The sequence below is a fragment of the Bifidobacterium subtile genome (assembly GCF_000741775.1).
Taxonomy (GTDB): Bacteria; Actinomycetota; Actinomycetes; order Actinomycetales; family Bifidobacteriaceae; genus Bifidobacterium; species Bifidobacterium subtile.
In genome coordinates this window covers 209,492-235,645 of sequence record NZ_JGZR01000005.1, presented here as the reverse complement: position 1 = coordinate 235,645, position 26,154 = coordinate 209,492, and the positions used below count along the sequence as shown (strand labels likewise).

At 56.3% G+C, this 26,154-nt stretch carries 18 protein-coding genes; 9 read left to right on the top strand and 9 right to left on the bottom strand.

The features are described from left to right. Positions 1-604 precede the first annotated feature (604 nt). Together BISU_RS04575 and BISU_RS04570 are read left to right on the top strand one after the other, a co-directional pair. Positions 605-1,831: an ATP-binding protein gene (locus BISU_RS04575; protein WP_024463479.1), complete on the top strand. Its 1,227-nt coding sequence runs from the start codon at positions 605-607 to the stop codon at positions 1,829-1,831. A 764-nt stretch (positions 1,832-2,595) separates the two neighbouring features. Continuing rightward, positions 2,596-2,976 carry a hypothetical protein gene (locus tag BISU_RS04570; RefSeq protein ID WP_226839170.1) on the top strand — a complete coding sequence of 127 codons (381 nt, stop codon included), beginning with the start codon at positions 2,596-2,598 and terminating at the stop codon, positions 2,974-2,976. 367 nt (positions 2,977-3,343) lie between these two features. On the opposite strand, the gene BISU_RS04565 is transcribed toward BISU_RS04570, so the two are convergent. Then, positions 3,344-4,438 carry a RelA/SpoT domain-containing protein gene (locus tag BISU_RS04565; protein ID WP_081672689.1) on the bottom strand — a complete coding sequence of 365 codons (1,095 nt, stop codon included), beginning with the start codon at positions 4,436-4,438 and terminating at the stop codon, positions 3,344-3,346. Between the two features lie 52 nt (positions 4,439-4,490). On the opposite strand from BISU_RS04565, the gene BISU_RS04560 reads away from it, so the two are divergent. Beyond that, on the top strand, positions 4,491-4,931 hold the full coding sequence (locus BISU_RS04560; protein ID WP_024463476.1) for a Panacea domain-containing protein: 441 nt from the start codon (positions 4,491-4,493) through the stop codon (positions 4,929-4,931). 81 nt (positions 4,932-5,012) lie between these two features. On the opposite strand, the gene BISU_RS04555 is transcribed toward BISU_RS04560, so the two are convergent. Further along, positions 5,013-6,365, bottom strand: a complete 1,353-nt coding sequence (locus BISU_RS04555; protein WP_033502844.1) for a D-serine ammonia-lyase — start codon at positions 6,363-6,365, stop codon at positions 5,013-5,015. Between the two features lie 503 nt (positions 6,366-6,868). On the opposite strand from BISU_RS04555, the gene BISU_RS04550 reads away from it, so the two are divergent. Beyond that, on the top strand, positions 6,869-8,296 hold the full coding sequence (locus tag BISU_RS04550) for a tyrosine-protein kinase domain-containing protein (RefSeq protein WP_024463474.1): 1,428 nt from the start codon (positions 6,869-6,871) through the stop codon (positions 8,294-8,296). Positions 8,297-8,507: 211 nt separating this feature from the next. Next, the gene (locus tag BISU_RS11560) at positions 8,508-10,085 is read left to right on the top strand and encodes an FIVAR domain-containing protein (protein ID WP_155803806.1); all 1,578 of its coding nucleotides are present in this window, start codon (positions 8,508-8,510) and stop codon (positions 10,083-10,085) included. A gap of 212 nt (positions 10,086-10,297) precedes the next feature. On the opposite strand, the gene BISU_RS04540 is transcribed toward BISU_RS11560, so the two are convergent. The 6 genes from BISU_RS04540 to BISU_RS04500 all read right to left on the bottom strand — a co-directional run bounded on the left by BISU_RS04540 (position 10,298) and on the right by BISU_RS04500 (position 19,557). After that, positions 10,298-11,854: a hypothetical protein gene (locus tag BISU_RS04540; RefSeq protein ID WP_226839135.1), complete on the bottom strand. Its 1,557-nt coding sequence runs from the start codon at positions 11,852-11,854 to the stop codon at positions 10,298-10,300. Between the two features lie 593 nt (positions 11,855-12,447). Continuing rightward, on the bottom strand, positions 12,448-13,623 hold the full coding sequence (locus BISU_RS04525) for a pyridoxal-phosphate-dependent aminotransferase family protein (protein ID WP_024463469.1): 1,176 nt from the start codon (positions 13,621-13,623) through the stop codon (positions 12,448-12,450). Positions 13,624-14,423: 800 nt separating this feature from the next. Continuing rightward, positions 14,424-15,203, bottom strand: a complete 780-nt coding sequence (locus BISU_RS04520; protein ID WP_024463468.1) for an energy-coupling factor transporter transmembrane component T family protein — start codon at positions 15,201-15,203, stop codon at positions 14,424-14,426. Further along, positions 15,193-17,517, bottom strand: a complete 2,325-nt coding sequence (locus BISU_RS11555; RefSeq protein ID WP_024463467.1) for an ABC transporter ATP-binding protein — start codon at positions 17,515-17,517, stop codon at positions 15,193-15,195. The genes BISU_RS04520 and BISU_RS11555 overlap by 11 nt, the downstream gene beginning before the upstream one ends. Before the next feature lie 124 nt (positions 17,518-17,641). Continuing rightward, complete coding sequence (locus BISU_RS04505) at positions 17,642-18,196, bottom strand: ECF transporter S component (RefSeq protein WP_033502848.1); 555 nt, start codon at positions 18,194-18,196, stop codon at positions 17,642-17,644. A gap of 629 nt (positions 18,197-18,825) precedes the next feature. Next, positions 18,826-19,557 carry an MIP/aquaporin family protein gene (locus tag BISU_RS04500; protein WP_024463465.1) on the bottom strand — a complete coding sequence of 244 codons (732 nt, stop codon included), beginning with the start codon at positions 19,555-19,557 and terminating at the stop codon, positions 18,826-18,828. Positions 19,558-20,029: 472 nt separating this feature from the next. Between BISU_RS04500 and BISU_RS04495 the strand changes: the two genes are divergently transcribed. Next, entirely contained in the window at positions 20,030-21,133 is a 1,104-nt protein-coding gene (locus BISU_RS04495; protein WP_233419505.1) for an ATP-binding protein, read from the top strand. A gap of 118 nt (positions 21,134-21,251) precedes the next feature. On the opposite strand, the gene BISU_RS13525 is transcribed toward BISU_RS04495, so the two are convergent. Continuing rightward, complete coding sequence (locus BISU_RS13525; RefSeq protein ID WP_161787738.1) at positions 21,252-21,956, bottom strand: alpha/beta fold hydrolase; 705 nt, start codon at positions 21,954-21,956, stop codon at positions 21,252-21,254. Between the two features lie 96 nt (positions 21,957-22,052). Here BISU_RS13525 and atzF point away from each other — a divergent pair, with 96 nt between their 5' ends. Genes atzF through BISU_RS04480 form a run of 3 tightly spaced genes read left to right on the top strand, consistent with a single transcriptional unit; the run spans position 22,053 to position 26,113 of the window. Continuing rightward, on the top strand, positions 22,053-23,819 hold the full coding sequence (gene atzF / locus BISU_RS11985; protein WP_081672685.1) for an allophanate hydrolase: 1,767 nt from the start codon (positions 22,053-22,055) through the stop codon (positions 23,817-23,819). A gap of 31 nt (positions 23,820-23,850) precedes the next feature. Then, on the top strand, positions 23,851-24,579 hold the full coding sequence (locus BISU_RS11980) for a GntR family transcriptional regulator (protein ID WP_024463462.1): 729 nt from the start codon (positions 23,851-23,853) through the stop codon (positions 24,577-24,579). After that, complete coding sequence (locus BISU_RS04480; protein ID WP_081672683.1) at positions 24,566-26,113, top strand: ABC transporter ATP-binding protein; 1,548 nt, start codon at positions 24,566-24,568, stop codon at positions 26,111-26,113. The genes BISU_RS11980 and BISU_RS04480 overlap by 14 nt, the downstream gene beginning before the upstream one ends. Positions 26,114-26,154 lie beyond the last annotated feature (41 nt).

The following is a 26,154-nucleotide window of genomic DNA, read 5'->3' as shown; positions in this document are numbered from 1 at the left end:
TAATCAGACGTAATCGGCGGAAGACGCCGCTAATTGCGCAGCTTTTGGCGGTTTTCCACGAGGGAAGAGAACTCTCTAGTAATTCCCTAGCATTCCCTAGTAAGGTTTTGAATTTGCTGGAATCCATTTTGTACAAGCGCTGGAATCGCGCCTATTGCGTCGCATGTGAGGTGTTCTAACGCCTGAATGGCATTATACGTTGGCCTGTTGCTTCGTTCATACTGACAAGGTATCGTAAGAATCAAGACGGCGGTTACGCCGCGATACAGAAACGATGCCTCGGCTTTTTGGCCGGGGCATCGTTGGTTTCGCGTTGACAAATTTACGAGGCTTGGCTAGTTTCTTCAAATTTTGAGTGTTACGCGTGGCGGGCGAGCTGTGCCAAGCGAAGATTAACAGAAGGATTTATTGAATTCGAATCCCCATACTCCCCGATGGTTCCCCCAGTGTTCCCTGGCAGCGCTTAACACTATTTGCGGTATGCCTTTGAATTTTGAGCATGGTGCCGCATCTAACTTCCCATTGCCTAGAATTTTAGTATACTGAAAATAAGAAGTGAATTAAGTTATTATTTCTAGTGTACTGAAAACTATGAGGTGATGATATGCGGGTCAGACGGGATGAGTTGCTTGATAGGGTACTGCGGCACGAGGGCACGCCGGAAGTGAAAGTGCTCGTGGGCGTGCGGCGGTGCGGCAAGAGCACGCTGCTGCAGATGTTCGCGGATGCGCTGGCTGAGCGCGGCGTCTCGCAGGAGAACATGTTCTTCAAGCGCTTCGACGCCTTCGACATCCCTATCGGTTATGGCGCCAAAGACTTGTACGACGAGTTGCGTGCTGCAATGCAGCGGGCTGAGCCGGGCATGTTCTATGTGTTCCTGGACGAGATCCAGGATGTGCCGGGCTGGGAGCAGGTCGTGCGTCGCCTGCATACCCGAGAGAATACGGACGTGTACGTCACCGGGTCGAATGCGCGGCTGCTGTCCGGCGAACTGGCCACGTACCTCGCTGGCCGGTACGTCGAGCTGCCGGTCTACCCGCTGTCCTTCGCCGAATACGCTGGATACCGTACCGACTTAGGCGACGCGGATGCCGATGACCGCATGTTTGCGGACTATATGCGCTATGGCGGCATGCCGGGCCTGTTCGCCGCTGGCTTGCCGGACGAGGCCAAGGCGGGCGAGGTGCTTGACGGCGTATACCAGTCGGTCGTACTCAAGGATGTCGCGCAGCGGTACGGCATACGCGATCTGGCGACATTGGAGAAGGTCTCGCGCTACTTGTTCTCCACGTCAGGCAACCTGTTCTCGACCAATCGCGTCCGTGCGACGCTGCGCGATGCCGGGCTTGATGTCACGTATGCGACACTCGACAACCAGATCGGCGCCTTGCAGAAGACCTTCGTGCTGTACTCGGCCGGGCAGGAGCGCACCCGGGGCAAGCAGCTGCTCAGGCCGCGCCACAAGTACTATCCCGTCGACAACGGCTTTCGCAATCTCGCCAACGGCTTCAGCGGCGCCGATCGTGGCGCGCAGCTTGAGGGAATCGTGTTCATGGAGCTCAAACGTCGGGGGTATGCGGTGTCCATCGGGCAGACCCCTTCCGGCAAGGAGATCGATTTCGTGGCTAGGAAGGGCGAGGGCCGCAAAATGTATGTGCAGGTCACCGCGAGCATGCTGGAAGAAGGGACGCGGGCGCGTGAGCTGGCTCCGTTGCAGGAGCTGGAAGACGCCTTCCCGCGCGTGGTGCTGACCATGGACTGGCTCAGCGGCGGGGTGACCAAGGAAGGCATACGGATCAGCAACGTGACGCAATGGCTGCGCGAACAGTAGGAGACGTTATATTCGCGTCTCAGCCCCTCTATGGCCACGATAGTCTCCAGTACCCCTTGGATTTGTGCAAGCCCGTCGCCGGTGATTGCTGCTACGAGCCCATGGTCGGCCGCATAGTATTTCTGCATCGTTTTGAGCATCCGCCTGCCGATCAGGATCGCGCGCAGCCTTCCTAGTGAATAATCCTCAACATTCAATGAGATGAACTGCTCGGGACTACGGCCTTCCTGAACCAGCAGCTGCTGGATAAGACGCAGCATCTGCGACTTCCCGCTTCGCCGGAGACCGGTGAGCAGCTGGCTTGTCGCAGCTGGCCAAGGACAAGCGGTTCGCTAGAGGGTATCTCGTCTACACCGGGTCAAAGGTTCTTAAGTATCCCAAGGGTTTGTGGGCTCTGCCTGTCAGCGCCTTATGGGAGCTGGGGGCGTTTGCGTAGATGCAAGGGCTTCGGATCCGCTGCCGATGTGGCCCATACATATTCGTTTCGTTAAGATGTGATGACGATTCGTTAATCCTGTATGCAGATTTCACAAAACGCTCAATGTAAACAGAGGTGCCTCAATAGCATAATCTTTAAGGACCGGAGGAATCTAGTTGTACAAACTGCTAATGTATATTTATTAGCAGAAATTATATTTGAATAATAACGGCAATAATGCAAAATTATTCATATAATAATTGCATCAGTTGATAAGAAAGGTTAGGAATTGAGTCTTCAGGGATTTGAGGAAGTGGCTGTTACGGAGCCCGCTGGCAAGCTGACGATGACGGTGATGGATTCCAAGATTAGGTTCAACAAGGCGACTGCGATTGGGCTGGGCTATCCGGCGTACGTGAAAGTGCTGATCAACGACAAGACCAGGCAGATCGCCCTCCAGGCGTGCACTGGGCGTGACGCGAATGCGATTAAATTCAGCAAGCCCGAGGGCAAGCAGACCTCATCGGTGACGGTGAATAATAAGATGCTTGTAGCCGCGATCGGGAAGTTCTTCACGCTCAAGCCGGCTCCGGAGGGCGAGGTCTTCTATCAGGCTGCTGCCGGCACGCTCAATAAGGACGAGAAGGCCGTCGTGTTTGACGCTACGAATGCCGTTGCGGGCACCATGAAGCAACGCGGGCGCAAGAAAGCGGTTGAAAATAAGTAATTTTCAACATTTATTCCGGATTATGGGCATTCCGAGCTTTTGATTTTATAGCTGAACTGGTTGCCGGATTCTATACGTTGAGCGCATACTCGATCGAGCGGTCCGAGTGTGACGGGCGGGCGGCCGCGTCGCAATACGCCAGACCGCATCCCTGTAATTCTCATCGGCATGCTTGGCGGCTCGCATAACACACGAGCCGCCTGCCTTGCCGCGCTCACCAGATCGACCAACGAAAATGGAATATGCCGGTCATGAATCCGCAACCTATCGCTGAATAGACGAACATAGTTCCCCTCGGAAGAGAGAGATGCAAGGCACATAGGAATATTCTGACAGAATGATAAAGATGGCTCTTGGTGATGGGGCGTCAATCCAAATAATGAGAAACTATTTCGACAAATTGGTTAACATTGGCGGAATAGTTTGGGTAGGCAATGTCCAGTTGTTTTGGGTTCTGTGCGTACACCAATACGACATTGTCATAAGAAGTGTCGGCATCAGTAGAACTAAGGATTTGCTGTGAGGAATCCAATTTGATTTCGTTCTCGAGCTTGTCGTACTGAATCAGTGCATCTTTCAGATGGTCTTGTTGAAAGGAATCGATATCAAGGTATTGATTGGCACGAGAAAATTTCAGTAGAAATAGTTCAGGGCACTCTGTCAGCTTCGTATGAATTTCAAAAACGCTATCGGTGGTTGCTCTCAGATCCTTAAGGAGCTGACTGGCACAGTCCAACTCGTTGAGCTGACCAATGAGCGAATCCCTGTCACCTGTGAATCCGGGAATTTGCGGGGAACGCTCTTCAAGAGCGAATAAGCTGGAAACTATGGTGAAGAATCGTATCCCATCGTTATCAACTGCCGAAAGATGAGTGTCTGCTCCGCCGCTTTTATAATTGGTTCCGTAAATTTCATCCGTGGCCTCTATGGCAGTTGCCCAATAATGCTGCAGCTTTGTACGAATCTGGATTTCGACGTGATAGTTACCGTAATCTGTAGGGATGTTGGTCAGAAGATGACGGGAACGGTAGCCGCTTCTTGCCGGAGAAGAGATGTAATCTTTCTGGGCCTGGCCGTGATTTTTTAACGATAATGTAGACTGCAGATATTCGGCGGCTCTGCTGACATCATCATTGGTCTTGACGATGAGGCGGCAACCGCCGATGTCATCGAGTTCCCCTAATTTGAAGTGTGACTTCGGCCGTCGAATCTTCCCGATGATGGATTTCATGCGTTTAAGACGATATGTAGCTACTGACTGATCAAATTGCCTTGAACAGTCGAGAACATGCTTGAAACAGCTTTCTGTAGGTGCGACATGCTGAGCGCGCCATCGCTGTGCAATTGCGAATGATGTTTGGTATTCGTCGGCAGTATGGGAGCTAGGGCTGTCACGCAGAATTCTTCCTGCTCCCGTTGCTGCGTTTCGGCTAACCGGGGATTCCACGTTGTCCAATGTCATAAGCCATATACTATATTAATTTGAATAGGAATGAATAGGAAAGGAGGGACACATGACCAGTATTATTGACGTGGCGGCATATATTCTTCAGCGCTGCGGTTCGATGACTACGATGAAATTGCAGAAGTTAGCGTTCTATTCTCAGGCGGAGTCACTGGCTCATAGTGGTCGTCCCTTGTTTCCTGAGGATTTTCAGGCTTGGCGAGGCGGTCCGGTCAGCGTTGAATTGTACGCGCGTCACCGTGGGATGTTCCTCATACGCGAGGGTGCCCTGACTGGTACGAAGGAGCTTTCCGACCAGGAGAAACGTCTGATCAATTCAGTATGTAGTTCGCTGGCTGGGTTGACAGGTAACCAGCTGAGTTCTCGAACCCACAAGGAGAGTCCTTGGCGCGAGGCGCGTGCTGGTTTGCCTCAAACGGCGTTGTGCACTACGAAAATCACGAAAGACTCCATTCGCGATTATTACAGCCGTAACCCCGTTTGCATTTGATTTGTGGCCCAGAGTTTTTCTTGGCTATTTCGAACACAGCGCGCCAATGAACACCTAACCGCTACCGCCCACCACTCACCATCACCGCAGCAACCGCTTGCCCCGCGCGATATACACGGCCATTTCGTCGCGGGGAACCATCGAGCCGCCGGTGACCCACGCCAAGTGGGTGCTGCGCGACATAGCGGCATCGTCAAGGCCGGTCGCCTCCCGGTACCGTGCGCTCGCGAGCACTCGCCAAGGGCAGGCGAAGCCGGCTGCCGAGGATGGTTCGATGTCGATTCCGGTCGAGTCGTGGAGGTTGGCTTCGATGCTGAAGAGTTCGTCATCGGCAATGGTGCAGAAGCCGTCGATGACCCGTCGCATCGCCTTGCCGACGAACTGCGACGGCCTGCCGCATGCCAGACCGTCGGCCGCAGTGACGTTGTCGATGCCGAAGTCTTGGACGCTCACGCGGTCATTCAGACCGGTGTAGACGCCCAGCAGCATGGATGGGCAATGGGTCGGCTCCACGAAGATGCACCGCACATTGTCGCCGAACATGCTCTTCAAGCCGAAGGCGACGCCGCCCGGGCTGCCGCCGACGCCGCACGGCAGATAGACGAAAAGCGGATTCGACTCGTCAACCTTCACGTCGTAAGCCTGCAACTGGCCGGCGAGACGGCGTGCGGCCACGGCATAGCCTAGGAACAGCGTCGGCGAATTTTCGTCGTCGACAAAATATGCCTTTGGGTCGTTTGCGGACTCCTTCCTCCCCGCAGCAACCGCCACGGAGTAGTCGTCCTGATATTCGTGGACATGAACGCCATGCGCCCGCAGCTTGTCCTTCTTCCACTGCCGGGCGTCGGCGGACATGTGAACGCTGGCGTCGAAGCCGAGCGCCGCGCTCATGATGCCGATGGAAAGGCCGAGATTGCCTGTGGAGCCGACGGCGATTCTATAGTCGCCGAAGAACTTCCGTAGCTTCTCGTTGGACAGCTTGCGATAGTCGTCCTTCTGGGACAGCAGCCCGGCTCCGATCGCGAGGTCCTCCGCATGCTTAAGCACCTCGTATATCCCTCCGCGGGCCTTGATCGAGCCGCTTATCGGCAGCTCGCTGTCGAGCTTGGCCCAAAGCCGGCCGGGAAGTCGTTGGCCGTAGCGTTTCCCCAGCGCCTCCTGCTGATCCGGAACCGCCATCAGAGGCGATTCGATGATGCCCGCCGTGCTCTTGGTCTCGGGGAACAGCTCGGCGATAAGCGGCGCGAATCGTTTGAGTCGAGCTGCGGCATCGTCGATATCAGCCGTCGTCAAACCCACATCGGGGGCGGCCTCGCGGAAGCTGACATGATTGACGTTGAACCAAGTGACCTCTCGGCAATCCATGATGTCCTGCAGCAGCGGCAACTCGCTGACCCACTGCTCGACAGGTTTGCCCAATATCTGCTGCTTCATAAGATTTCCTTTGCGGTACCGGAGTGTTTGATAAGCCAGTTTGATAAGCCGGTTCGGGGACTCGGTTCGAGAGCCCATCTCGATAATTCAAGAACAATCGTCACTCAAGAATATTATGCGCTCACAATGAAGCATGCTGTCGCCAGTTTCTTCCATACAATAAAGAAACCCTGCTGAGAGGGTGTATTTCTTTTATAAAAGAAACTTGATTTTCTGTATGCTCTAGCTGATTGTGTGGCAGGGCAGTGGCGGGGCACATATGGCTGCAGACGCGAGACGCTGTTTTCCTTGCGCATGATATCTTCGTGCCTCTATACGCATCTAAATCCATGCAATTGCTCGGCGAAAGACGGCATGCTGACACCAACGGCGATGCCAACGAATCAGGCCGTGCTAGCAGCAATATGGATACGCTGTGGAGGGGAATCCTCCGAGGACGCCGCAAATCCACTGCCGATGGTACCTTGATGATGTTTAAACGTTTTGAAGAGTAAGGGACTGCGTTGACCATCGTCGACCTTATGCAGATCATCCGCAAGCGTATTGTCACCGTGATCGTGACATTCTGCATTGTATTCGCAGCGGTTGCCGCATTCACATTCCTTTCGCCGACGAAGTATACGGCGACGGCCGAGCTGTTCGCCACGTACACCGGCCAAAGCGATGCGCAGCAGAATTCGTCCGAGATGAGCTCGGGTGCGTCGTATCTGTCCACGCAGATCAAGACCTATCCGCAGCTCATCAAGACGCAGGCGGTGCTGCAGCCGGTGATCAGCGATCTGAATCTGGATATGAAGGCTTCCGATCTGGCGGGCATGGTCACGGCCACCAATCCGAGCAACACCTTCATGGTGGATGTGTCGGTGGAGGCGTCCAGCGCCAAGCAGTCGGCGGACATCGCCAACAGCGTGGCCAACAACCTGTCCGAACAGATCTCGTCTGCGTTGTATACCGACGGCACGAACAAGTCCCCGATTCAGCTGTCCGTCGTGCAGAAGGCCGTGCCGCCCGAGGCGCCGAGTTCTCCCAAGACCGTGCTCTATCTCGCCGCTGGCGTCGTTCTCGGCATCATCGCGGCGATCGGCGCCGCTCTGCTGAAGGACATGATCAACACCAAGGTGGACGACACCGACGAGGCCAAGGAACTCACGCAGACGTCGTCGCTTGGCACGGTGCCGAGGTCCGAGATCTTCGACGACACCCGCCCTGCAGTGGTCGGCAACACGGGTAGCCGGGAGGCCGAGGAGTTCCGCCGCATCCGCACCAACATCGCATTCCTGAATCCCGACGCGCGCGACCATGGGCATCTGCTGGTCATCACCTCCACCGAGCCATTGGAAGGCAAGACCACGGTTTCGGTCAACACGGCTGCAGCCATCGCCGAAGACGGCAAGACCGTGCTGCTGATCGATGCCGATCTGCGTCATCCGTCTGTGGCCAAGTCCCTTGGAATCGAAGGGCATGTGGGCCTGTCGCATATCCTTTCGGGGCAGGCCTCTCCGCGCGATATCGTGCAGAAGTACTGGAAGCCCAACTTCCACGTGCTGCCTGCGGGCAAGCGGTCCGGCAATGCAAGCATTCTGCTCAATTCGCAGGTCATGCACGAGATGGTCGAGCAGGCGCTGCAGCAGTACGATTACGTGATTCTTGACACGGCTCCGATGTCGGTGTCGAACGACGCGGCCGTGTTCGGTCGCCTAGCCGATGGCGTTGTGATGGTGGTCGGCAAGGGCGTGGCGGAGAAGAAGGAACTCGAGTCCACGGTGCAGGCGCTGAGTACTGCTGAAGTGCCGGTGCTCGGCTACGTTTTCAACTTTGCCGATCCAAAGAAGATCCATTCGAAGAACTATTACTACTATGGCGAAAGCGCCCCCAAGGGCGACAAGGGGAAGAACAAAGCCAAAGACAAGGATAAGAACAAGCGGCACTGAGCCGGCACGCATGCGGCGGCTGGTCGATCGGCTTTTCGACGGTCCAAGACTTCGATGGGTTGCAGGGCGTCCTGCAGCAGCCGCTGAAAGGTCGTATGACTGGTCATACCCATACCACGGCCAGCGCACAGGACAGTATGATGGGTCTATTACTAGAGTCGAGCGTTTGCTGGTCAGCTGAACGCTCAGAGGCGAGAGGGGCATCGAACGCATGAGTCGCGGTGAAGTCCATGACATGGGTCTGAGTTTCGATTTTCCTGTGGAATCCGAGCATCAAGGGCACGGGGATAAGCCGGGCGCGGCTGCAGCTACTCTGGCTTTTGCGGCTCCCGACGGGTCTGCGGGTTCTGCTGCCTCTAATGCTGCGGGTTCTGCTGCTTCCGATTCCTCCATCTCTGGTTCCGCTGCTGCGTTCGATGCTGCAGGCGCCTCTGCCTCTCCCAATGCTTCCGCCTCTCCTGTTGCAGGTGACAAGTCGGTGCGTTCCGGTGCCGGCTTCGCCGATGCGGCTTCTGCGCCGGCTTCGCCCGATGGAAGCCCACTGCTTAGCTCGATACCGGCCCCACCGCTGGCGAGCAATGACATCGTCGACACGTTTTGGGACATACCTGCAATCGACATCCCCTCTCCCGAGGCCATTGCAAAGCGTGAGAAAATCCAGGCTCGGCGTCAGCAGCGGGCAGCATCCTCAAAACCCGCTTTGTCAGGTGGCCTGCCGCTGTTTCCCGGTGGCGCGAACCGTTTCTCCCAAGCAGAGACGGAGAGCTTTGCGCCGAAGGAATTCGACTTCGACTCCATCATCAGCGGCTCGGCCGATGCGCTGTCCGCCAAGAAGGGCTCGCACAAGGCCGATCCCGAGGAAGCGCCTCGCTCACACGCCAAGCAGATAATCATTGCCGCTGTTGTGCTGATTGTGGTCATTGCATTGGCTGTCGGCGGAATCCTCGTTTGGCGGCAGCATAAGAACACTGTCGAGTACCGGCAGGCCATGGATGCCTGCAACGCTGCCGTCGGCCAGTATTCAAAGGCCGACGTGGCCCTGAGCACGGTGCTGCGCGACACGAAGTCTATGCAAGGCATCACTCCCGATCAGGTCGCAGACGCGAACACCGTGGTCAAACTGCGTGATGCCGTTGCTGCGGCGAACCGGATAAGCGTCGCTTCCGGCTGCCCGACTTCTGTGACGGCCGCGGATCTGCGGGCCAACGCCAAGGATGCGAAGCGCATTACTGCCGAGCTCAAGAGCGGTGTCGGCGACATCACGTCAGCAGCCAAGGCCGTGACCGCGAGCAAGGCGGCCAAGGACGCAGCGAATGCCGCCGCGATTCAGGGGAACCTGAAAACCGCCACCTCTGACGCGCAGACTCTGCTGGACAACAGCCTTTACAGCGTGGCTGACAACTCGACGCGCGTCGCGCTCGAAGACGCCATCAAGACCGCGAACGACTTGCTAGGGCAGAACAAGCCCGACACCGTCGCCATGCAGAAGGCGCTGACCGGGCTGCAGACCGCAAGCGACTCCGTCAAAGCCTCGATGAACGATCTCGTCGTGCAGAATCAGATCGCCGCGCAGCAGCAGGCCCAGCAGCAGTATCTTCAGCAGCAGTATCTTCAGCAGCAGACGCAACAGCAGCAGACGCAACAGCAGCAGACGCCGGCTCAGCCCGTTGTGCCTGCACCACCGGCTGATCCCAATTCCTCTCCTGACCGACAGAAGAGCCATCAACAACAAGTCCCCCCAATGGATCCCAAAGACCCTCCAGCTGATTCAGAGCTAGCTACCAAATAGTCGCAACGATTCCTTCAGAATGCTTGCGGAACCGTCCCCGATGGATACGGCAGTGTTGAATATGGCACTGTTGAATATGGGGTTGACTAAACGGTTGAATGGATATTGTGTGTAGCTAGCAGGGACGACATCGGATGCGCCGTACGTAACATCGATAGGCGCACGAATCGGGCGCACGTACCAATGCGAGGATTCCCTCCTCGTTTTTTCCGTCAGTGCCTCGCGCGGGAATGCCGGTGTCGAACAGGCAGTTGATTGCGCGAGACCGCAGCGGCGAATCGGCTGCTGGCTGCGGCGAAGATGAGCAGCCACAAGGCGTAGAAGGCGTATGACTCGAACTGGATGTAGAGATACGCGGTCAGGACGAGCCAGCACACGGTAGTTCGATTCCAAGCGCGATGCGTGGTGATGTGGATGAGAAGCATGACGGCGAACAACGCGAACATGACGATGCCGAATTCCGTGATGAAACTGGAATAGACGCTCATCGTGAAGGTGTTCGTGGGGGGATTGACGAGTCCGTTGATCTCTTGATTCGCTGCGCCTCCGTGGGCGTCGAACCATTGGCGCGCGCCCGCGTAGCCGTCACGCACGGCATCGGATATATTGCCCGAACCCCACCCGAAGAGGAAATGAAGAAGATCATGTTTCCAGGACCACATCGGCGCGAGCATATGGAATATTCTGGCTGACATCGAGCCGTCGCCAGCCAAGAGACCGCGCGTCGCCAGCGCATTGAGCCGCGGTTCGAGGATGGTAGAGAGCAGACTTCCGGCGGCGATGGCCGAGGAACCGGCGATGAATCCCCAGGTCGCCTTGCGGTTGCGGAAATTCACCGCGCTGACCAGCCAAAGAAACAGCGCTACGGCTGAATCGATGATGATGCGCGTGCCGGAACCCATGGCTATCGCTCCGGCTGCGAAAACCGGGATCAGCACAGCGAATCGCCGGTCTCGCGTCAGCCAGAAGAGCGGGAGCAGCACGCCGAAAAGATGCATGCCGGTATATGATGGCTCGGCGAACAGGAACTGCGGTCTGACCCGGATGTATCGGCGATACATCATGGCCGCAAAATAATGCAGGGTCGCGTCCGACTGCAGCTTGAGCGCGATGAACTGCGCGACTCCCACGGCGAAAGCGAACCAATACGTGCACACTACGACCGTGAGCGATGCGCGAATCGGCAGGCGCTTCCGCGCGAATGCGATGTCGAGCGACGCTAGGCAAGCCAGCCCGAGCAGAAGCGAGACGAACGACAGCGCGATTGCGTTGGCATGCACGGCAACGGTCTGCCACCCATAGATCGACGTCACTGCCAGCAGCACGGGAAACAGGAAGAACGGCAGATACTTGCGCAATGTCAGGCGCAGATAGCGCCAGTTCGACAGCGCATAGGCCAGGAAGAACCACGGCGAAAGCGGGGTCCAATAGGGGAGCGGCACGCCCAGCAGCGTGCCGTCCACGGGGAGCATGGCCAGCGCCATATAGAACAGCAGATCAGAGGGGTCGCGGGCGATGGGTTGAGTGGGAGCGTCGGCTTGTGCTGGGGCGAATATGTCCCGCTGCGCGAAAGCAGGGGTATGCGGTGCCGAGAGGTACGTAGCGGCGCGTGGAGCTTGCGGTGTCGGTGCCGCTGGCACCGACACCGCAGATGCTGCTAGGGGAGTGGGCGGCGTCTGCGTCGCTGGGCGCGGCGATGAGGCATGCCGTGCGGGAGATTGCGACGACGCGCGAGCCGAAGTCAAACGTCCTGAAGCGCTATCACTCACTATTCTGGATTCCTTTCCCCATTATTCCAAGGTGCTCTGTCCGTCTGCACTCGTCGCTGCCTGATTGGCAAGCGGTTCTGCACAGGGTGTTCCTTTTCCTTGGCTACTTCTCAACCATAGCCGGGCGGACTGATTGAACGGTGTGAAGATGGCTTGCCGTGACTGGCTAATCGGTCACTTCGGCCAAATATGGAGACGAAAACGGTCCAAACATGGAAACAGATTCGGTCCAAATGGGTAAATGCATGTCGAAATCGTTGTCAAGGATTGAACGCCTGGTGTCTCTTGTGCGCGAGTTTTACTACGAGAATTTTGCTTTGGAGATGTGTTATGCGGCAGCTGATAGACAACACGGGCTCTGTAATGGCACAAGTTATCAAAGAAACTGGTTCTATTATGTTACGGATAGGGGCTGGAAGTGTTCAGGCGCAAGGCAACGGAGCGTTGGCAGTCTCAGACTTCGCCATTTCCTCGGGTCCGAGCACGGAGCTGTTCTCGGATATATTGCGAAAAGGCACATGGCGCATACGAGAGGCGATGGCAGGGAACGCGAATGCGGTTTCTTTGATTTTCTGTGACTGGACACCTGCTTATTAGCGCTCGCTCCACACTCGGCGCAGCGCATCCAGCCCGGCGGTGGCATCGATCGGGTGGCCGAGATCGGCCAATGCGCAAGCCAGGGCGCCGAAGGCGGTGATGGTGCGTTGGCGGGTGGCGGTGGCGCCCATGTGGCCGATGCGGACGAGCTGGCCATCCATGGGGCCGAGGCCGCCGGAGACGCACAGGCCGTAGCTCTCGCGCAGAGTGGCGCGCAGCTCCGCATCCTCCACGCCCTGCGGAATCCGTATGGCGGTGACGCTGTGGGCGGCGTGGGATTCGTCGTCGATCCAGAGTTCTAGCCCAGAGGCGAGGACGGCTGCGCGCATACCCTGTGCTGCGGTCTCGTGCCGCGCTATCGTCTCGTTAACGCCGGCATCGAGGATGATGTCCAATGCGGCATCCAGGCCGTACACCAAACTGATGGGCGCGGTATAGGGCAGCACGCTATGTTCGAGCCACTTGCGTCGCCACGGCTTGAATGACAGGTACGACGAATCATAGCGTGGGCAGGCCATGATTGCGTCCCACGCCTTGTCGCTGACGGAAACCAGCGCCATACCGGCCGAGCAGGAGAGGCATTTCTGGCTTCCGGTCACGCAGATATCGATGCCCCACGCATCCGTCTCGACATTGCTGCCGCCGATGCCCGAAACCGAGTCCACGATGCTCAGCATGCCGCGCCTATGCGCCTCCATGCAGATCTCTTTGATTGGATTCTCGCTGGCGGAAGGGGTTTCGGAATGGACCATCGCGATGATCTTGGCCTGCGGATTGCTGTCCATCGCGTCGAGCACCATATCCATCGTCGCCGAGCTGTTGTACGCAGTCCTGACCTCGACCACCTGTGCGCCGTAGGCCTTGAGGACGCGGCTATAGCCGGCCCCGTACACGCCGGTCACGATGTTGATGCACACGTCGCCCGGCTGCACGAGATTGTACGCGGCCATTTCCAGGCCGACGATCGACTCGCCTGCGATGGGCAGCACGGTGCCGGCTGTTTTGAACACCTGCGCGAGCTTGGTGGTCACGCCGTGCATCAGCGCGGTGAAATGCGGATCGTGATGGTGCATCATCGGCTTGGACATCGCGGCGAGCACCTGTGGGTAGATGGTGGTCGGCCCGGATGCCATAGTCAGCTCGGGTATGCTGTCGTCGGAATGCTGCGTCATTTTTGCTCCTGCCGTTGTGCCGCGCCTGCGCCGATAATCGCGCCGCAGCGTTGCTCATCCGCCTGGTCGCGGATGTATTGTGTTTCATCCTTTGCCAAGCATAGTCATGGTTGATGGACGCAGCGGGAGATGCGCAAAGAACGGGTGACCTGCTTGGAATTTCGTTTCTTGAAATTTTATGAGGCCCTTTGGCGCATGGTTTGCGTCCGTATGCGCCATGACGGCTGTGGGCCGGGTATCGGCAGCGAATACAATCGCTGTTTGCAATCTATTAAGCACATTTGCGCGAATCAGGTGTTTGGACGTTCCGAAACGGCTGCGGGTCGGAGTTCGAGAACGTCGGTATTCTGCCAAAAGCGTCGAAGTGGATTCAGCGTCTACTTCAGGAAGTGCTTAATAGACGGAAAAAGTGCTAAGAAGATGAGAATTCGACCTTGCGCGGATGTGGATGGACGTGTCTGGAAGTGGTCAGGCAATATTGCGCGCTGCAGAGCGCTTATTAAGCACTTTTTTCGGCTTTTAAGCACATATATAAAGTACTGATCAGGTTACCGCTCATCGAACTGTTGGAATTAAGCCGATCCTGCATACATGGAGATGGCTCGGAACCCTGGTTTAATCAGTTGATCATCGCAAAGTGCTTAGTTAATGGTGAGTGGAGGAATATGGGTTAGAGCTGAAAGACAGGCTGGAAACCATACAATATCAGGTGCGGCGCATCGGGGAATCTCTCAGTAGCAGTCTGCATACAACATGACCGCACACGGCCAGCATGACGACGATGGAGCTAACGGACTGACTTATATGACCATCGCCAGCACAACGGTTGTGGCCGCGCATAGCACGGCGATGGCGAGAATCGCCCAATCAGCGGGCCCCATACGCAGGCGGCGATAGTAGCTGCGCCGCACGCCTTGCATGCCTAGGCCTCGCGACTCCATGGCACGACCGACGTTCTCGCCCATCTTGAAGCCTTGGATGAGCACGGCGATGATGACGGGAATATAGGCGTGGAAGCGTTGGGAGAGCTTGGTGCCGCGGGATTTGAGGTTGAGGCCGCGGGCCTGCTGGGCCTGCGAAATCGTGGAGAACATGGCGAAGAATTCGGGGATGTAGCGCAGACTGGTGGATATCGTCAGTCCGATACGATACGGCACGCCCAGCGCCACGAGACCACGCACGAGCATCGCCTGATCGGTGGTGAACAGCAGCACGAAGCATGCGAAGGCAAGAGCTGGGACGCGCAGTCCCATCACTGTGGCCATGACCAGATTCTGCTTGGTAAGTACGAAAGGCCCAAGGCCGAACAGCACGTCGGCTCCCGTGTGGTCGAAGAGCGGCCACATGATGACGATCATGACAATGAGCGGGAGCAGCATCTTCCAGATTCGCGCTATGTTCCGCAGCGGAATCTTGGAAGTGATGAGCAGCGCGTGCTCGACGAGCAGCGCGAGCAGAATCACGCTGGTCTGGCGCAGCGCGAGCGATAGGCCGAGCAGCAGCGCGGCCAGCGCGAGCTTGACGCGCGGATCGGCCCGGTGCAGCCAGCCATCAGCGGGGACATAGAGATCAGCGTTCATCGCGGCACTCCGATGTGGGGGCGGCGGGTGGCTCAACTTGAGCCGCGCCGGTCTGTGCATGCATCGCGGGAAATTCGGGTTGCGTGAGCTGCACGGCGGTACTAGATGGTGATGGAAGCACGGAAAGCGTGGAAGGTGCATGGGGCGTGCGTAATGCCGACTGCACGGGAACAAAACGCATGGCGAATTCGCCCGGCGTCATCGCCGCTTCGTGCGGCTCAACGCCTAAGGCAAGCGATGCCTGCACGGCAAGCGCCACGGCGCAGCCCGCCTTCGAAAGCAGTGCCGTGTCGGTGAGGATGTCGCGAGCGGTGCCGAACCCCAGCAGCCGTCCGTCGCCCAGCACAGCCGCGTGCGAGCAGTACCGGGCAACGGTGCGCATGTCGTGGGAGATGACAATTACCGTGACGCCTTGCGCGTTGAGTTCGGACAACATGTCCAGCAGTTGGTCTGCCGTCGCGCGGTCCAGCCCCGCAGTCGGCTCGTCAAGCACGATGATTCCCGAATTCATGGCGAGCACGGAGGCGATGGCCACTTTCTTGCGGTCGCCATATCCCAGCGTCGCCGGGGGAGCGTCACTGAGATTACGCAAACCGAACTGGCGTATGGCGTCGTCGGTCAGTTGACGCACCTGGTCGTCGTCATAGCCGATCGACTTGGGGCCGAACGCAATTTCGTCGCGCACGCTGCTGCAGAAGATCTGATCGTCCGGATTCTGGAAGACCATGCCCACATGCTGGGCAAGCACTCCGATCGGGTGCTTGCTGGTGTCGAGTCCGTCGACGGTGACGCTGCCCGAAGTAGGCGTCAGCAAGCCGTTGAGATGCTTGGCGAGCGTGGTCTTGCCCGAGCCATTGCGGCCCAGCAGCGCGAGGAATGTGCCGCCGGGAATTTCCATGCTGATATCGCTGAGCGCCGGGGAATCGTCGTAGCTGTAGCACAGATGCGAGATGACGATGCCCGAGGAAAGCTGTCGGTCTGGTGAATTTCGGCGTGACGGGTGCTGCTGCTGTTGTGAGCTGATTGGCTGCGATGACGGGCCCGACTGATTCGACGGATTGTGTTCTTCCGTTCGCATCGATTGAGCTGATACGGACAGGGAAGGCGGCGAAGGCGATATGGGTGGTGGCATCGAGGATGCCTTCGCATGAACAAGAGGAGTGAGATGGAGAGCATGGACGGAGTCGGCGTTTGAAGGTGCCGCCGGTGAGCTGAATGTCGAATTTTCCTCAGGCAATGTGTCTGATCCGGCTCTGGCACCAGCACATTGCCTGATTGGTGAGGCCGCCCCAGACTCCGCAGAAGACGCAGATACTGTTGATACGTCGGATGATACAGCCGATACGGCGGGTGCGAGGAATTCAGCTGGGTGCCCACCTAACACAGCCAGCCCGCCATTGTTCAGCGTGCTTAGAGCCTCGGTTGCCGTCGCGAACCGATACGCATGATACGCATGACCGCCGTTAGCATCATCGACGTTGCCCGAACTGTCTGCGCCCTCCGCGCTCTCCACGCGGCGTTCGGCCTCGTTGAGTTTCCACGCCATTTCGCATGCTTCGGGAAGCTCGATGCCGTTGCTGATAAACAGCTCTGGCTCGTCGGCGAATAGCGCAGGGGTGCCCTGCCTGATGATGCGACCCTCATCCATAACAATGACGTGGTCGGCACATTGCGCGATCCAGTCCGTCTCCTGCTCCGCCATCACAATGGTGATCGGACGCTGACGCCGTATCGCTTCGAGCGCGGCGAACACCTCCGATTTGCCCGCCGCATCAAGGGCCGCAGTGGGCTCGTCGAGAATCAGCACGTCCGGTTCGCCCACCAGCGCGGCGGCGATAGCCACGCGCTGCATCTGGCCACCCGACAGCGCAGTGGGCTTGCGCCTGCGGAACTCGTTCATGGATACAAGGTTCAGCGTCTCGGTGATACGGCGATCCATCTGATCGTAGTGCACGCCCATGTTTTCCAGCGGGAATGCGATCTCGTCCTCGACGGTGATGCTGAACAGTTGCGCTCGCGGCTCCTGTTGCACATAGCCGACATGACGGGAGATATCCGCGACCGCGACCTGGCTCGTATCGTCGCCGTTGACGAGCACCTGGCCATGCATGAAACCGTCGACCGAACTGGGAATAAGTCCAGTCAGAGCAAGGCACAGCGTGCTTTTCCCGGCTCCTGTCGCGCCGGTGACGGCAAGGAATTCACCTTGGCGCACGCTCAATGAGACATGGTCCAGCGCCTGCACGGGCTGGCCGTCTGCCGTGAGCGGCATGTAGTGCCAGCTCAGGTCATGTGCCTCGATGATGTCCGTCATATGGTCGTTTCTTTGGTCTGTTGGGCGTGTTGTTGGCTGCATAGTGTTGTGCGGTGTGGCATAACCTGCTTGTCATACCACACCGCACTGGATGATTAACGTCTGCCAATCACGTCGTCTTAGCCTATTGCTTGCTGTCTTCGGGCACCGACACTTCGTATCCGAGATTGCCGATGCGCACTAGCGGCGGATACGCCTTGCGGATGGCGGTGAACAGTGCGAGACCTACCACGAGGCCGAATACGGCTTGGACGCAGTTGCCGGGAACCTCGGTGAGTGCCGGGCCCCAGCCAGAGAGGAAACTGCCGGCGACGACATAGCCGAGCACTTTCCAAACGGCCGAGACCACTGAGCCGATGGCGAGATACGAAGGCTTGAACTTCTTCACGATAAGTCCCATGATTACCGCCTGGCCGCCATCGATCACGAAAGTGAACGCCGCCCACTGGGGGTAACCGGAGATCAGGTCGGACAGGGCCGGACCGAGACCGCCGATCACGCCGCCGATCCACGGGCCGAACGCCAGCGAGGAGAAGTAGATCATGGCGTCCGAGAGGTTGAAGTAACCGCGCGTGGGGGCCGAGGGGATGCGAACCGCGAAGGTGAGCACGGTGGTGATAGCCGTCATGACGGCGACCAGCGGAATGGTGCTCGCGGTGAGAATGCGTTTCTTTGCCATTGGTATTGACCTTTCGTTGAACATCGCAGTGTTGAATATTCACAATGTCGAATATTCACAGTATTCATGATTCATGTTTCGCGGCAGCTCGCCACTGGAATACCTGACTTGTTGTGAGCCCTGACTTGCTGTAGTGGATTGTAGTTTCACCGCCGGAACGTCGGGGCTGACTGACTTAGCGTTTGTGCGGACGGAAACGCCTGACTGTGACTTTTCCCGCGAGGTCGCTAATCGCTGTGGCTGATTATGCATCTGGGCAGAATATTGGGTTACAGTTCGCCAATCGATGGTTCAGCCCGGGGGAATAGGTGTATCTGCGTTGTGTGAGGCATTATTGGGGTGCTGCGAAGGTCTATCTGCGTTGTGTGAGGCGCTATTTCGCGGAGCGTCGAGTATCAGGCGTTCCAAAGCCGCCATTTTCAGCCAGCGATACTCAGGGTGCCGCGGATTTAACGCCTCACATAACGCAGATAGACCTCCGTACGAGGTGATTAACGCTACATACAACGCAGATATAACTGTGTCTCGGTGGTTATGCACTCCGCAGCGTAACAATCCGTCTGCCTGGCGCGGCTGTCGACGGGTAAATCAGCCACGGCAGATTAGACAGATTAGACAGATTAGACAGACTACGCGAAGAGCAGCTTGAACAGCCAGGCTCCCGCGATTGCGCCCACGATGGGGGCCACGACCGGAATCCAGGCCTCTTTCCAGCGCGAGGTGCCCTTGTGCTCGATGGGCAGGATGGCGTGCAGCAGGCGCGGCATCAAATCGCGTGCGGGGTTCAGGCCCGGGCCGGTCGGACCGCCCATGGAGGTCACCAGGCCCCAGACGATGAAGCCGACGACGATGGACGCGGCGGCGGGATTCTTCGCGCCCCACGGATCCGAGAGCGCGCACAGGGCGCCGAGCACCAGGATGAAGGTGCCGAAGAACTCGTTGATGAAGTAGTTGAAGCGGCTGTCTTCCGCGTCAGTGGTGCAGAAGGTCGCGAGAATCGCCTCGGGCTCGGTGGTCGAGGCATAATGCGGCAGATACGTCACGTAGACGATGAGCTGGCCGGCCAACGCCCCGAGCAGCTGGGCCACGATGTACGGGAGCACCTCGCTCCACGGGAACATGCCGTTGACGGCCTGTGCCAGCGTCATCGCGGGGTTGACGTGCGCTCCTGAAACGCCGCCGAACATGAGCACGGGGAACATCACGCCGAAGCCGTAGCCCATCGCGATGTTGATCCAGCCGGCGTGGTGGCCTTTGGTCTTGCTCAGCTCCACGTTCGCGACGGAGCCGTTGCCGAAGACCATCAGGAGCGCAGTCCCGACGAATTCCGCGGCAAGTTTGGTGAATAGCGTGTATTCCATAGTGTCCTCTGCATCCTCTTCTCAAGGTTTCGTGCATGATGTCGCGCATGCACAGGCAGTCGAGGCCGGTTGCAGCGCATAAGGCGTAGTAGTCGGGGCGACTGTTGTAGGGTGGCGCACGCCGCCATGAGGCGGACGAAAACCGTAAAGAATCTTACGCTTAGGACTGAATTTTGGGGTGTCGGCGAGGTGCGGAGCCGCTGTGTGGATGGAGTTGCGGGTACTGGATTGGCATCGTGGCGCATGAACTGTGCAAGGCAAAAGCATGGAGTGTCGCGCGATCCGGTAATGCCTAATGTCAGATTATGGCATCTCCTAATGCATGATTATGGTAATTTCTAATGTATGATTATGGTAATTAGTACTGTCAGATTATGGTTTTGCGCTGACCATCGATGGAGGTACAAGCATGGAGTCAATAATTCCAAGGTTGCTAGCCGATAGAGCACTCCAACTTGCACAATGGTTCCCCGTGGTATCGGTGACAGGGCCAAGGCAGAGCGGCAAGTCCACCATGGTGAAGGCGACTTTTCCTGATTACGGATACGTCAATCTTGAAAATCCTCAGACGCGCGCCGAGGCATTGGAGGATCCCGTCGGATTCATCAGAAGGCGCCCGTCTCGCCTCATCGTCGATGAGGCGCAATATGCACCCGATTTGTTTTCTATGATTCAGGTCGTTTCCGATGAAAACGGTGTTTCCGGACAATATATCATGTCGGGATCACAGAATTTTCTTCTTCTTAAGAACATTAAGCAGTCCTTGGCAGGCAGGGTTGGTATGCTCAGGCTTCTGCCCTTGTCCTACTCGGAGACGAGAACAGTTGATGCCGCTTTGGATGCGGATGGCTTCGCCTTGCAAGGTGGATATCCGCGGCTGTGCTCGACCGGTATGCCGGCTGGTCTGTTTTTTGAAAATTATGTCGATACATATATCGAACGTGATGTCTCGGGCTATCTCGATGTGCGCAATCTTTCGGATTTTCGTAGGTTCCTTGACTTATGCGCGTTGAGCGTGGCGGGACTCGTCAATTATACGAATTTAGCCAAAGAAACTGGGGTCGATCTGCGCACTGCCAAAGGTTGGCTGTCGATGCTGGAATCAAGCTATGTAGCCTTTCGGCTGGAGCCATACCATGTGAACGCACGAAAGCGTTTGGCGAAAACACCGAAGCTATACTTCTACGACACCGGTCTGCTGTGCTATCTGCTTGGTATCACCAGTATCGAAGCTTTGTTGGCACACCCGAAATTTGGCGATATCTTCGAGAACCTTATTGTCGAAGAAACCATGAAACGCCATCTTAACGCTGGACGAGAACCGCGGTTGATGTTCTATCGTGATGACAGCAAAATAGAAGTCGATTTACTTGACTTTACCGATTCCGACAATCGCAGGCTCATAGAAATCAAATCCGGACAGACCTATCACGATCGATTCGCCCAGCATCTTGCGGCTGTGGGTGGCGTGCTTGGCATCGAGCGCAGTCAACAATACGTTGTGTGCCGGGTGGAACGCAGCTATACGGCGAAAGGCGTCAATGTGGTTACTGCCAAGGATTGGATGGGGTGGTGACAGAACTTCCGAAGGTATGGTGACAGTCACATACGGAATATGTAGGATGTCCCCATTCGCATGCGATGACTTTTGCATTAGCTGAAACGTTGTCGTGACGATGCCTACATCAGCCTGTTTAGGCTAGAGATTGCTTTGATGTCGCTGCGAGCAGATGGCTTGCAATAACATCTGCGAATAGTCGCGGTTGCTCAAGTTGCACGCAATGCTTCGCCCCCGCAAGGGTATGTGAAGGTATGCCGAATGTCTGCTCGTATGCTTGCGCTGCATCATAACGGATTTTGGGAGACAATGCTCCGATGGTCAATGTAATAACGCTAGGGTTGATGCGAGGTGGTGCAGGGTTGAATTGGGAGAACATTCGGTAATCCCGAGATACTGCGGCAACGTCTGATGGGAGCTCGTCGGCATTCCACTGTGTGCCATAGAGTCTTTCACCGAACAACGTCGCTCGCCTGACAGGATTCAATGTGGATTCAGACCATGCTGATCCGGCATATGACAGAAGGCCGGGGCAAAGATTTCCTGCTGCGGGTTCATGTGCGATCATGCCAAGCATGGGGCACTTTCGGGAAGCGAGCGCCCATGCGAGCGTCGCTCCGCCGCTTACACCGACGACCAAGGCACCGGAGCATGCCTCCCATAGATCATCCGTTTCCTTATCCATGTTTCCGGTGCATCGGCGGTCGGGGACGAGAATCCTAGTGTATGGCAAAGACACATGAAGCTCCGCGATGACGAGGCGCCATATGCGGCTTGTGGCTGCAGCGCCATGGATGAGTACGATTTTCCGGCCGGCTGCCCATCTGTATTTGTCATTCATATGAAGCTCCCACCTGTTATCGCCATGTAACGGCGAAACATTATCGCGCACCTTTGGTGATGTGTTAGAAACATAGCACAACATAGCATAAACAACATGAATACAGAACGGTATACCGTATTGAATACAGCTGATTCAATCGTGGAACATATAGAACGATGCCTTGATCGATTGGGCCAATCGCCATCGAATGTATGGATTTCCACTGTAGATCCGGATGTGGTTCGAGAACAGGCTGCTTGTGTAGTTCGGCGTCTCGAAGGTGGCGAGCTACTGCCGCTTGCAGGAGTGACGGTAGCTGTCAAAGATAACATCGACGTGGCCGGAATCCCAACCACATGCGCTGCGCCATGGACTTCACGTATGCCGCAAGAGGATGCTACATGCGTGCGGCGTCTGCGCGAGGCGGGGGCAATTGTTCTAGGCAAGACCAATATGGATCAGTTTGCCACAGGGCTTGTCGGCACGAGAAGCCCTTATGGTGTGGTGTCCAGCATTGACGACCCCACACTGATTTCGGGTGGTTCGAGCTCGGGATCCGGTGTTGTGGTGGCCGCAGGTCTGGCTGACATTGCTTTGGGAACCGACACGGCGGGTTCGGGACGAGTCCCTGCCGCATTCAATCGGATATACGGAATCAAACCCACAGTCGGTCTTATACCTGTCACAGGAGTGACTCCGGCATGTCCGTCTTTTGACGTGGTATCGATATTTTGCACTGATCTGAAGCTCGGTCAGAGAGCCTTAGCTGTTATGGCGGGGCCTGATGGGAAAGATGCAAAAGCGCGTGATTTCTCTCCCTCTGCTCCCTTGGGCATGGCGAAAAAACCGGTGGTGATTGCTCCTGTCGCAAGCAATATTGAAGGAATGGACGAGCAATGGAGGCGCGATTTCAATGATGAGATCTCAAGATTCGAATCATTGGGGTATGTTGTGCGTCAAACGGATGTGAGCGTCATGTTGGAAGCTGCAGAACTGCTGTATGGCGGATCTTTAGTTGCCGAACGATATGCCTCCATCGGTAGCGCATACGCAAGCGAGTACGATCCTGCTGTTGGTGAGGACCCATCGGTGCGGGCAATCGTGCTGGAGGCGGGGCATCTCTCTGCTGACAGTTTTGTCAAAGACCAGCAGAGATTGAAAGACGCAAAGCTTCAGGCAGATCGAATCATGACTGATGCCGACCTGTTGATTTTGCCGACCACTACGCGCCATCCCAGCATAGCGGATGTTCAGGAGCGGCCTATCGCTGTTAATAGTGACTTGGGGCGTTTCACGAATTTCGTGAATCTGCTGGATTACTCTGCGCTCGCCGTGCCATCTCTCACTAACCCAAGCTTCAGCGTGACTCTCATAGCCGAAGCATTCCACGACTTCGCTATTCTCGATTTGGCGCAACAGGTGTATCAAAAGCAGGCCGTCCCCGCAGAGGTGCTGTTGCCTCACGGCGTGGGCGAGAATTTGTTTGTGGTGGGGGAACATATGCGCGGCCTGTCGTTGAACGGCCAGCTGCAGCAGCTAGGAGCACGGTTCGTTGAGGTAACCTCGACTGCAAACGGATATGAACTTGTAGCGCTGAACACTAAAACGCCAAAGCCCACGCTAATTTTTCATGCCAAAAAGCAAGAGATTCTGACTGGAGTAGAAGGCGAGCTCTGGTGCATTCCGGCGGTTGGCTTGACGAAGCTTTTGAAATCGCTGCCGAGTCCGATGGCGCTCGGTCCTGTGTATCTTGCTGATGGAAGAAAGGTCACTGGATTCGGTGTTGACGCTTCGGTCTACGAGGCGGAAAACATCAGTGCGTATGGCAGCTGGAGACGATATCAGGACAAAATTCGGGCAACGGAGTCGACAGCTGCCTGAACGAGGCAACCTTTACGAAGTGGAGGGAAACATGACCGACAATCAGGAGCAGCAACGCACGCTTTCCGAAAAAGCGTACTTTGTCATACGACAGAAAATAATGTCAGGTGATTTTTCGCCATACACACGTCTTGCTGAGGCGAATATAGGTAGGCAGATAGGCATGTCTCGCACCCCTATTCGTGAAGCCTTGGTGAGACTGTCGAATGACGGTCTTATTCATAAATCAAATGGCGGATATTTTGTGGCGCAACCTGATTTCTCCGATATCGCCGAACTGTACGAGCTTCGCATATTGCTGGAAAAGCACGGCATTTATCGAGGTATAGCCAGAACGTCTTATGATGCTGATGCACTGCAGGATATCCATGAGGCATGGGAAACCATGAGATCCGAATCGATTTCTCCCGATCCGGGATTCGTGCTCCGTGACGAAGGCTTCCATGTGTCATTGCTGCGTGCGGCGGGTAATCAAGTGATGGGCGACCATCTTGAGAGCGTAAACCTGCGCATCAGAAGCGTGCGCATGTACGATTTCATCACACAAGACCGAATCGACTGGACTATCGACACGCATTTGTCGATTCTTGACAGTGTCATGGCTGGAAGAATGGCCGAGGCACAGGACAAGCTCGAACGGCATATCATCAAGTCGATGCAGGTTGTGGAATCCCGCGCCAGTTCGGCTCTTCGCCAGATGATGAATGTTCTCTCCGACAATGTGACCGGCGAGGGTGAGAAGGCGCATGAATATGAATGAACAATCGTCCATGCTGAGCGTAGAGCACCTGTCCATCTCGTTCGGATCAATACGCGCCAATGATGATGTCAGTTTTCAGGTCAAATCTGGAGAGATTCATGCTCTGCTTGGCGAAAACGGTGCAGGGAAAAGCACTTTGGTGAAAATGCTCTACGGCGTTTATCACCCGGATACGGGTGGCATCCGCATTGCGGGGAAGAAGGTTGTCATTCATTCTCCGGCAGATGCAAGAAAACTGGGCATTGGCTTGGTCTTTCAAGATATGAGGCTTATCCCCGCGCTGAAAGTCTGGGAGAATATAGCGCTTTTTATGGAGCACAGCTCACCTCTGCTTCATAAGGAACGTCTGATTGCTCAAATCAGCGACCTTTCAAGGCAATGGGGTCTAAGCGTGGATCCCATGGCATTGGTTGATGACTTATCGATTGGCGAATGGCAACGTGTCGAATTGCTTAAGGTGCTCATTCAAGGGGCGAAGATTCTCATTCTTGACGAGCCAACCAGTGTGTTGACTCCGCAGGAGGTGGACTCGCTGTTCGCCGTGGTCAGGCGCTTACAGGCCTCAGGAACTGCCGTCATCATCATCACGCATAAGATGCGCGAGGTGCGTGAAATCGCGAATCGCGTGACGGTCTTGCGCCAAGGTCAAGTCGCCATAAGAGATGTCGATGTCCAGAGCATTTCCGACGGAGAGTTGATTGAGTCCATGATCGGTCATGCCATAGAACCGGAACGGCACGATAGTCTTGTGAATTATCAGGACAGGCCGATTCTGGAACTCGCAAAAGTAAGCAAACGTCGACCGGACGGAACAATTGGACTGTCCGACGTGAGCCTGCGGGTCTATCCTAGGGAAGTGCTAGGCGTAGCCGGCATCTCTGGTAATGGGCAGCAGGAGCTGGCCGCCGTAATCACTGGTTTTGTGTCTCCTGACGAGGGTGACATAGTTCTCGCAGATCATGGCGAATCAGGTGGAGAGCCGGGTGGTTTTAGCAGTAAAGGCGTGACGGCGGTACCGTCTGATCCGATTCGTGAAATGGTTATTCCTGGCTTGGATGTCGCATCTCATGCGGCTTTGTGGGAGAGGACCGTAGGGGAAAGCACCACGTACGACATCAATGGGGCTTCTCTGCGGTTAGAGCAGCATTCTAGGAGAATCGGTTTGCAAATTCCTGATACCAGCAGAATCATGTCCGACTTATCTGGAGGGAATATTCAACGCGTTGCTCTGACTCTTGCATTGTCTTCTGCGAAGCGCTGCATTGTAGCTTCGTATCCGACTCGCGGGCTGGATGTGGGGACGACTATAGACACGCGAAAGGCGCTGCTCAAGGTGAGAGAAAAGGGATGCGCCGTCGTGCTTATCAGTGAGGATCTCGATGAAATCCTCGAAATGTCCGATAGGGTGATCGTCTTAGCAGACGGGCGAATAACAGGAATATTGTCTGGCGGGGCAATGACGCGAGCAGGAATTGCACGACTAATGACTGATGATTCTGAACCCAATGAGATGAAGAAGGGAGTCCAATTATGAATCAGTCGCAACGCAAGACGAGGTGCTCGTCGCTCACCGCA

Bases quoted from the DNA above. Each gene is read 5' to 3' on its own strand.
- BISU_RS04575 (WP_024463479.1), top strand. From the start codon at position 605: ATGCGGGTCAGACGGGATGAGTTGCTTGATAGGGTACTGCGGCACGAG.
- BISU_RS04570 (WP_226839170.1), top strand. From the start codon at position 2,596: ATGACGGTGATGGATTCCAAGATTAGGTTCAACAAGGCGACTGCGATT.
- BISU_RS04565 (WP_081672689.1), bottom strand. From the start codon at position 4,438: ATGACATTGGACAACGTGGAATCCCCGGTTAGCCGAAACGCAGCAACG.
- BISU_RS04560 (WP_024463476.1), top strand. From the start codon at position 4,491: ATGACCAGTATTATTGACGTGGCGGCATATATTCTTCAGCGCTGCGGT.
- BISU_RS04555 (WP_033502844.1), bottom strand. From the start codon at position 6,365: ATGAAGCAGCAGATATTGGGCAAACCTGTCGAGCAGTGGGTCAGCGAG.
- BISU_RS11560 (WP_155803806.1), top strand. From the start codon at position 8,508: ATGAGTCGCGGTGAAGTCCATGACATGGGTCTGAGTTTCGATTTTCCT.
- BISU_RS04525 (WP_024463469.1), bottom strand. From the start codon at position 13,623: ATGACGCAGCATTCCGACGACAGCATACCCGAGCTGACTATGGCATCC.
- BISU_RS04520 (WP_024463468.1), bottom strand. From the start codon at position 15,203: ATGAACGCTGATCTCTATGTCCCCGCTGATGGCTGGCTGCACCGGGCC.
- BISU_RS11555 (WP_024463467.1), bottom strand. From the start codon at position 17,517: ATGACGGACATCATCGAGGCACATGACCTGAGCTGGCACTACATGCCG.
- BISU_RS04505 (WP_033502848.1), bottom strand. From the start codon at position 18,196: ATGGCAAAGAAACGCATTCTCACCGCGAGCACCATTCCGCTGGTCGCC.
- BISU_RS04500 (WP_024463465.1), bottom strand. From the start codon at position 19,557: ATGGAATACACGCTATTCACCAAACTTGCCGCGGAATTCGTCGGGACT.
- BISU_RS13525 (WP_161787738.1), bottom strand. From the start codon at position 21,956: ATGAATGACAAATACAGATGGGCAGCCGGCCGGAAAATCGTACTCATC.
- atzF (WP_081672685.1), top strand. From the start codon at position 22,053: ATGAATACAGAACGGTATACCGTATTGAATACAGCTGATTCAATCGTG.
- BISU_RS11980 (WP_024463462.1), top strand. From the start codon at position 23,851: ATGACCGACAATCAGGAGCAGCAACGCACGCTTTCCGAAAAAGCGTAC.
- BISU_RS04480 (WP_081672683.1), top strand. From the start codon at position 24,566: ATGAATATGAATGAACAATCGTCCATGCTGAGCGTAGAGCACCTGTCC.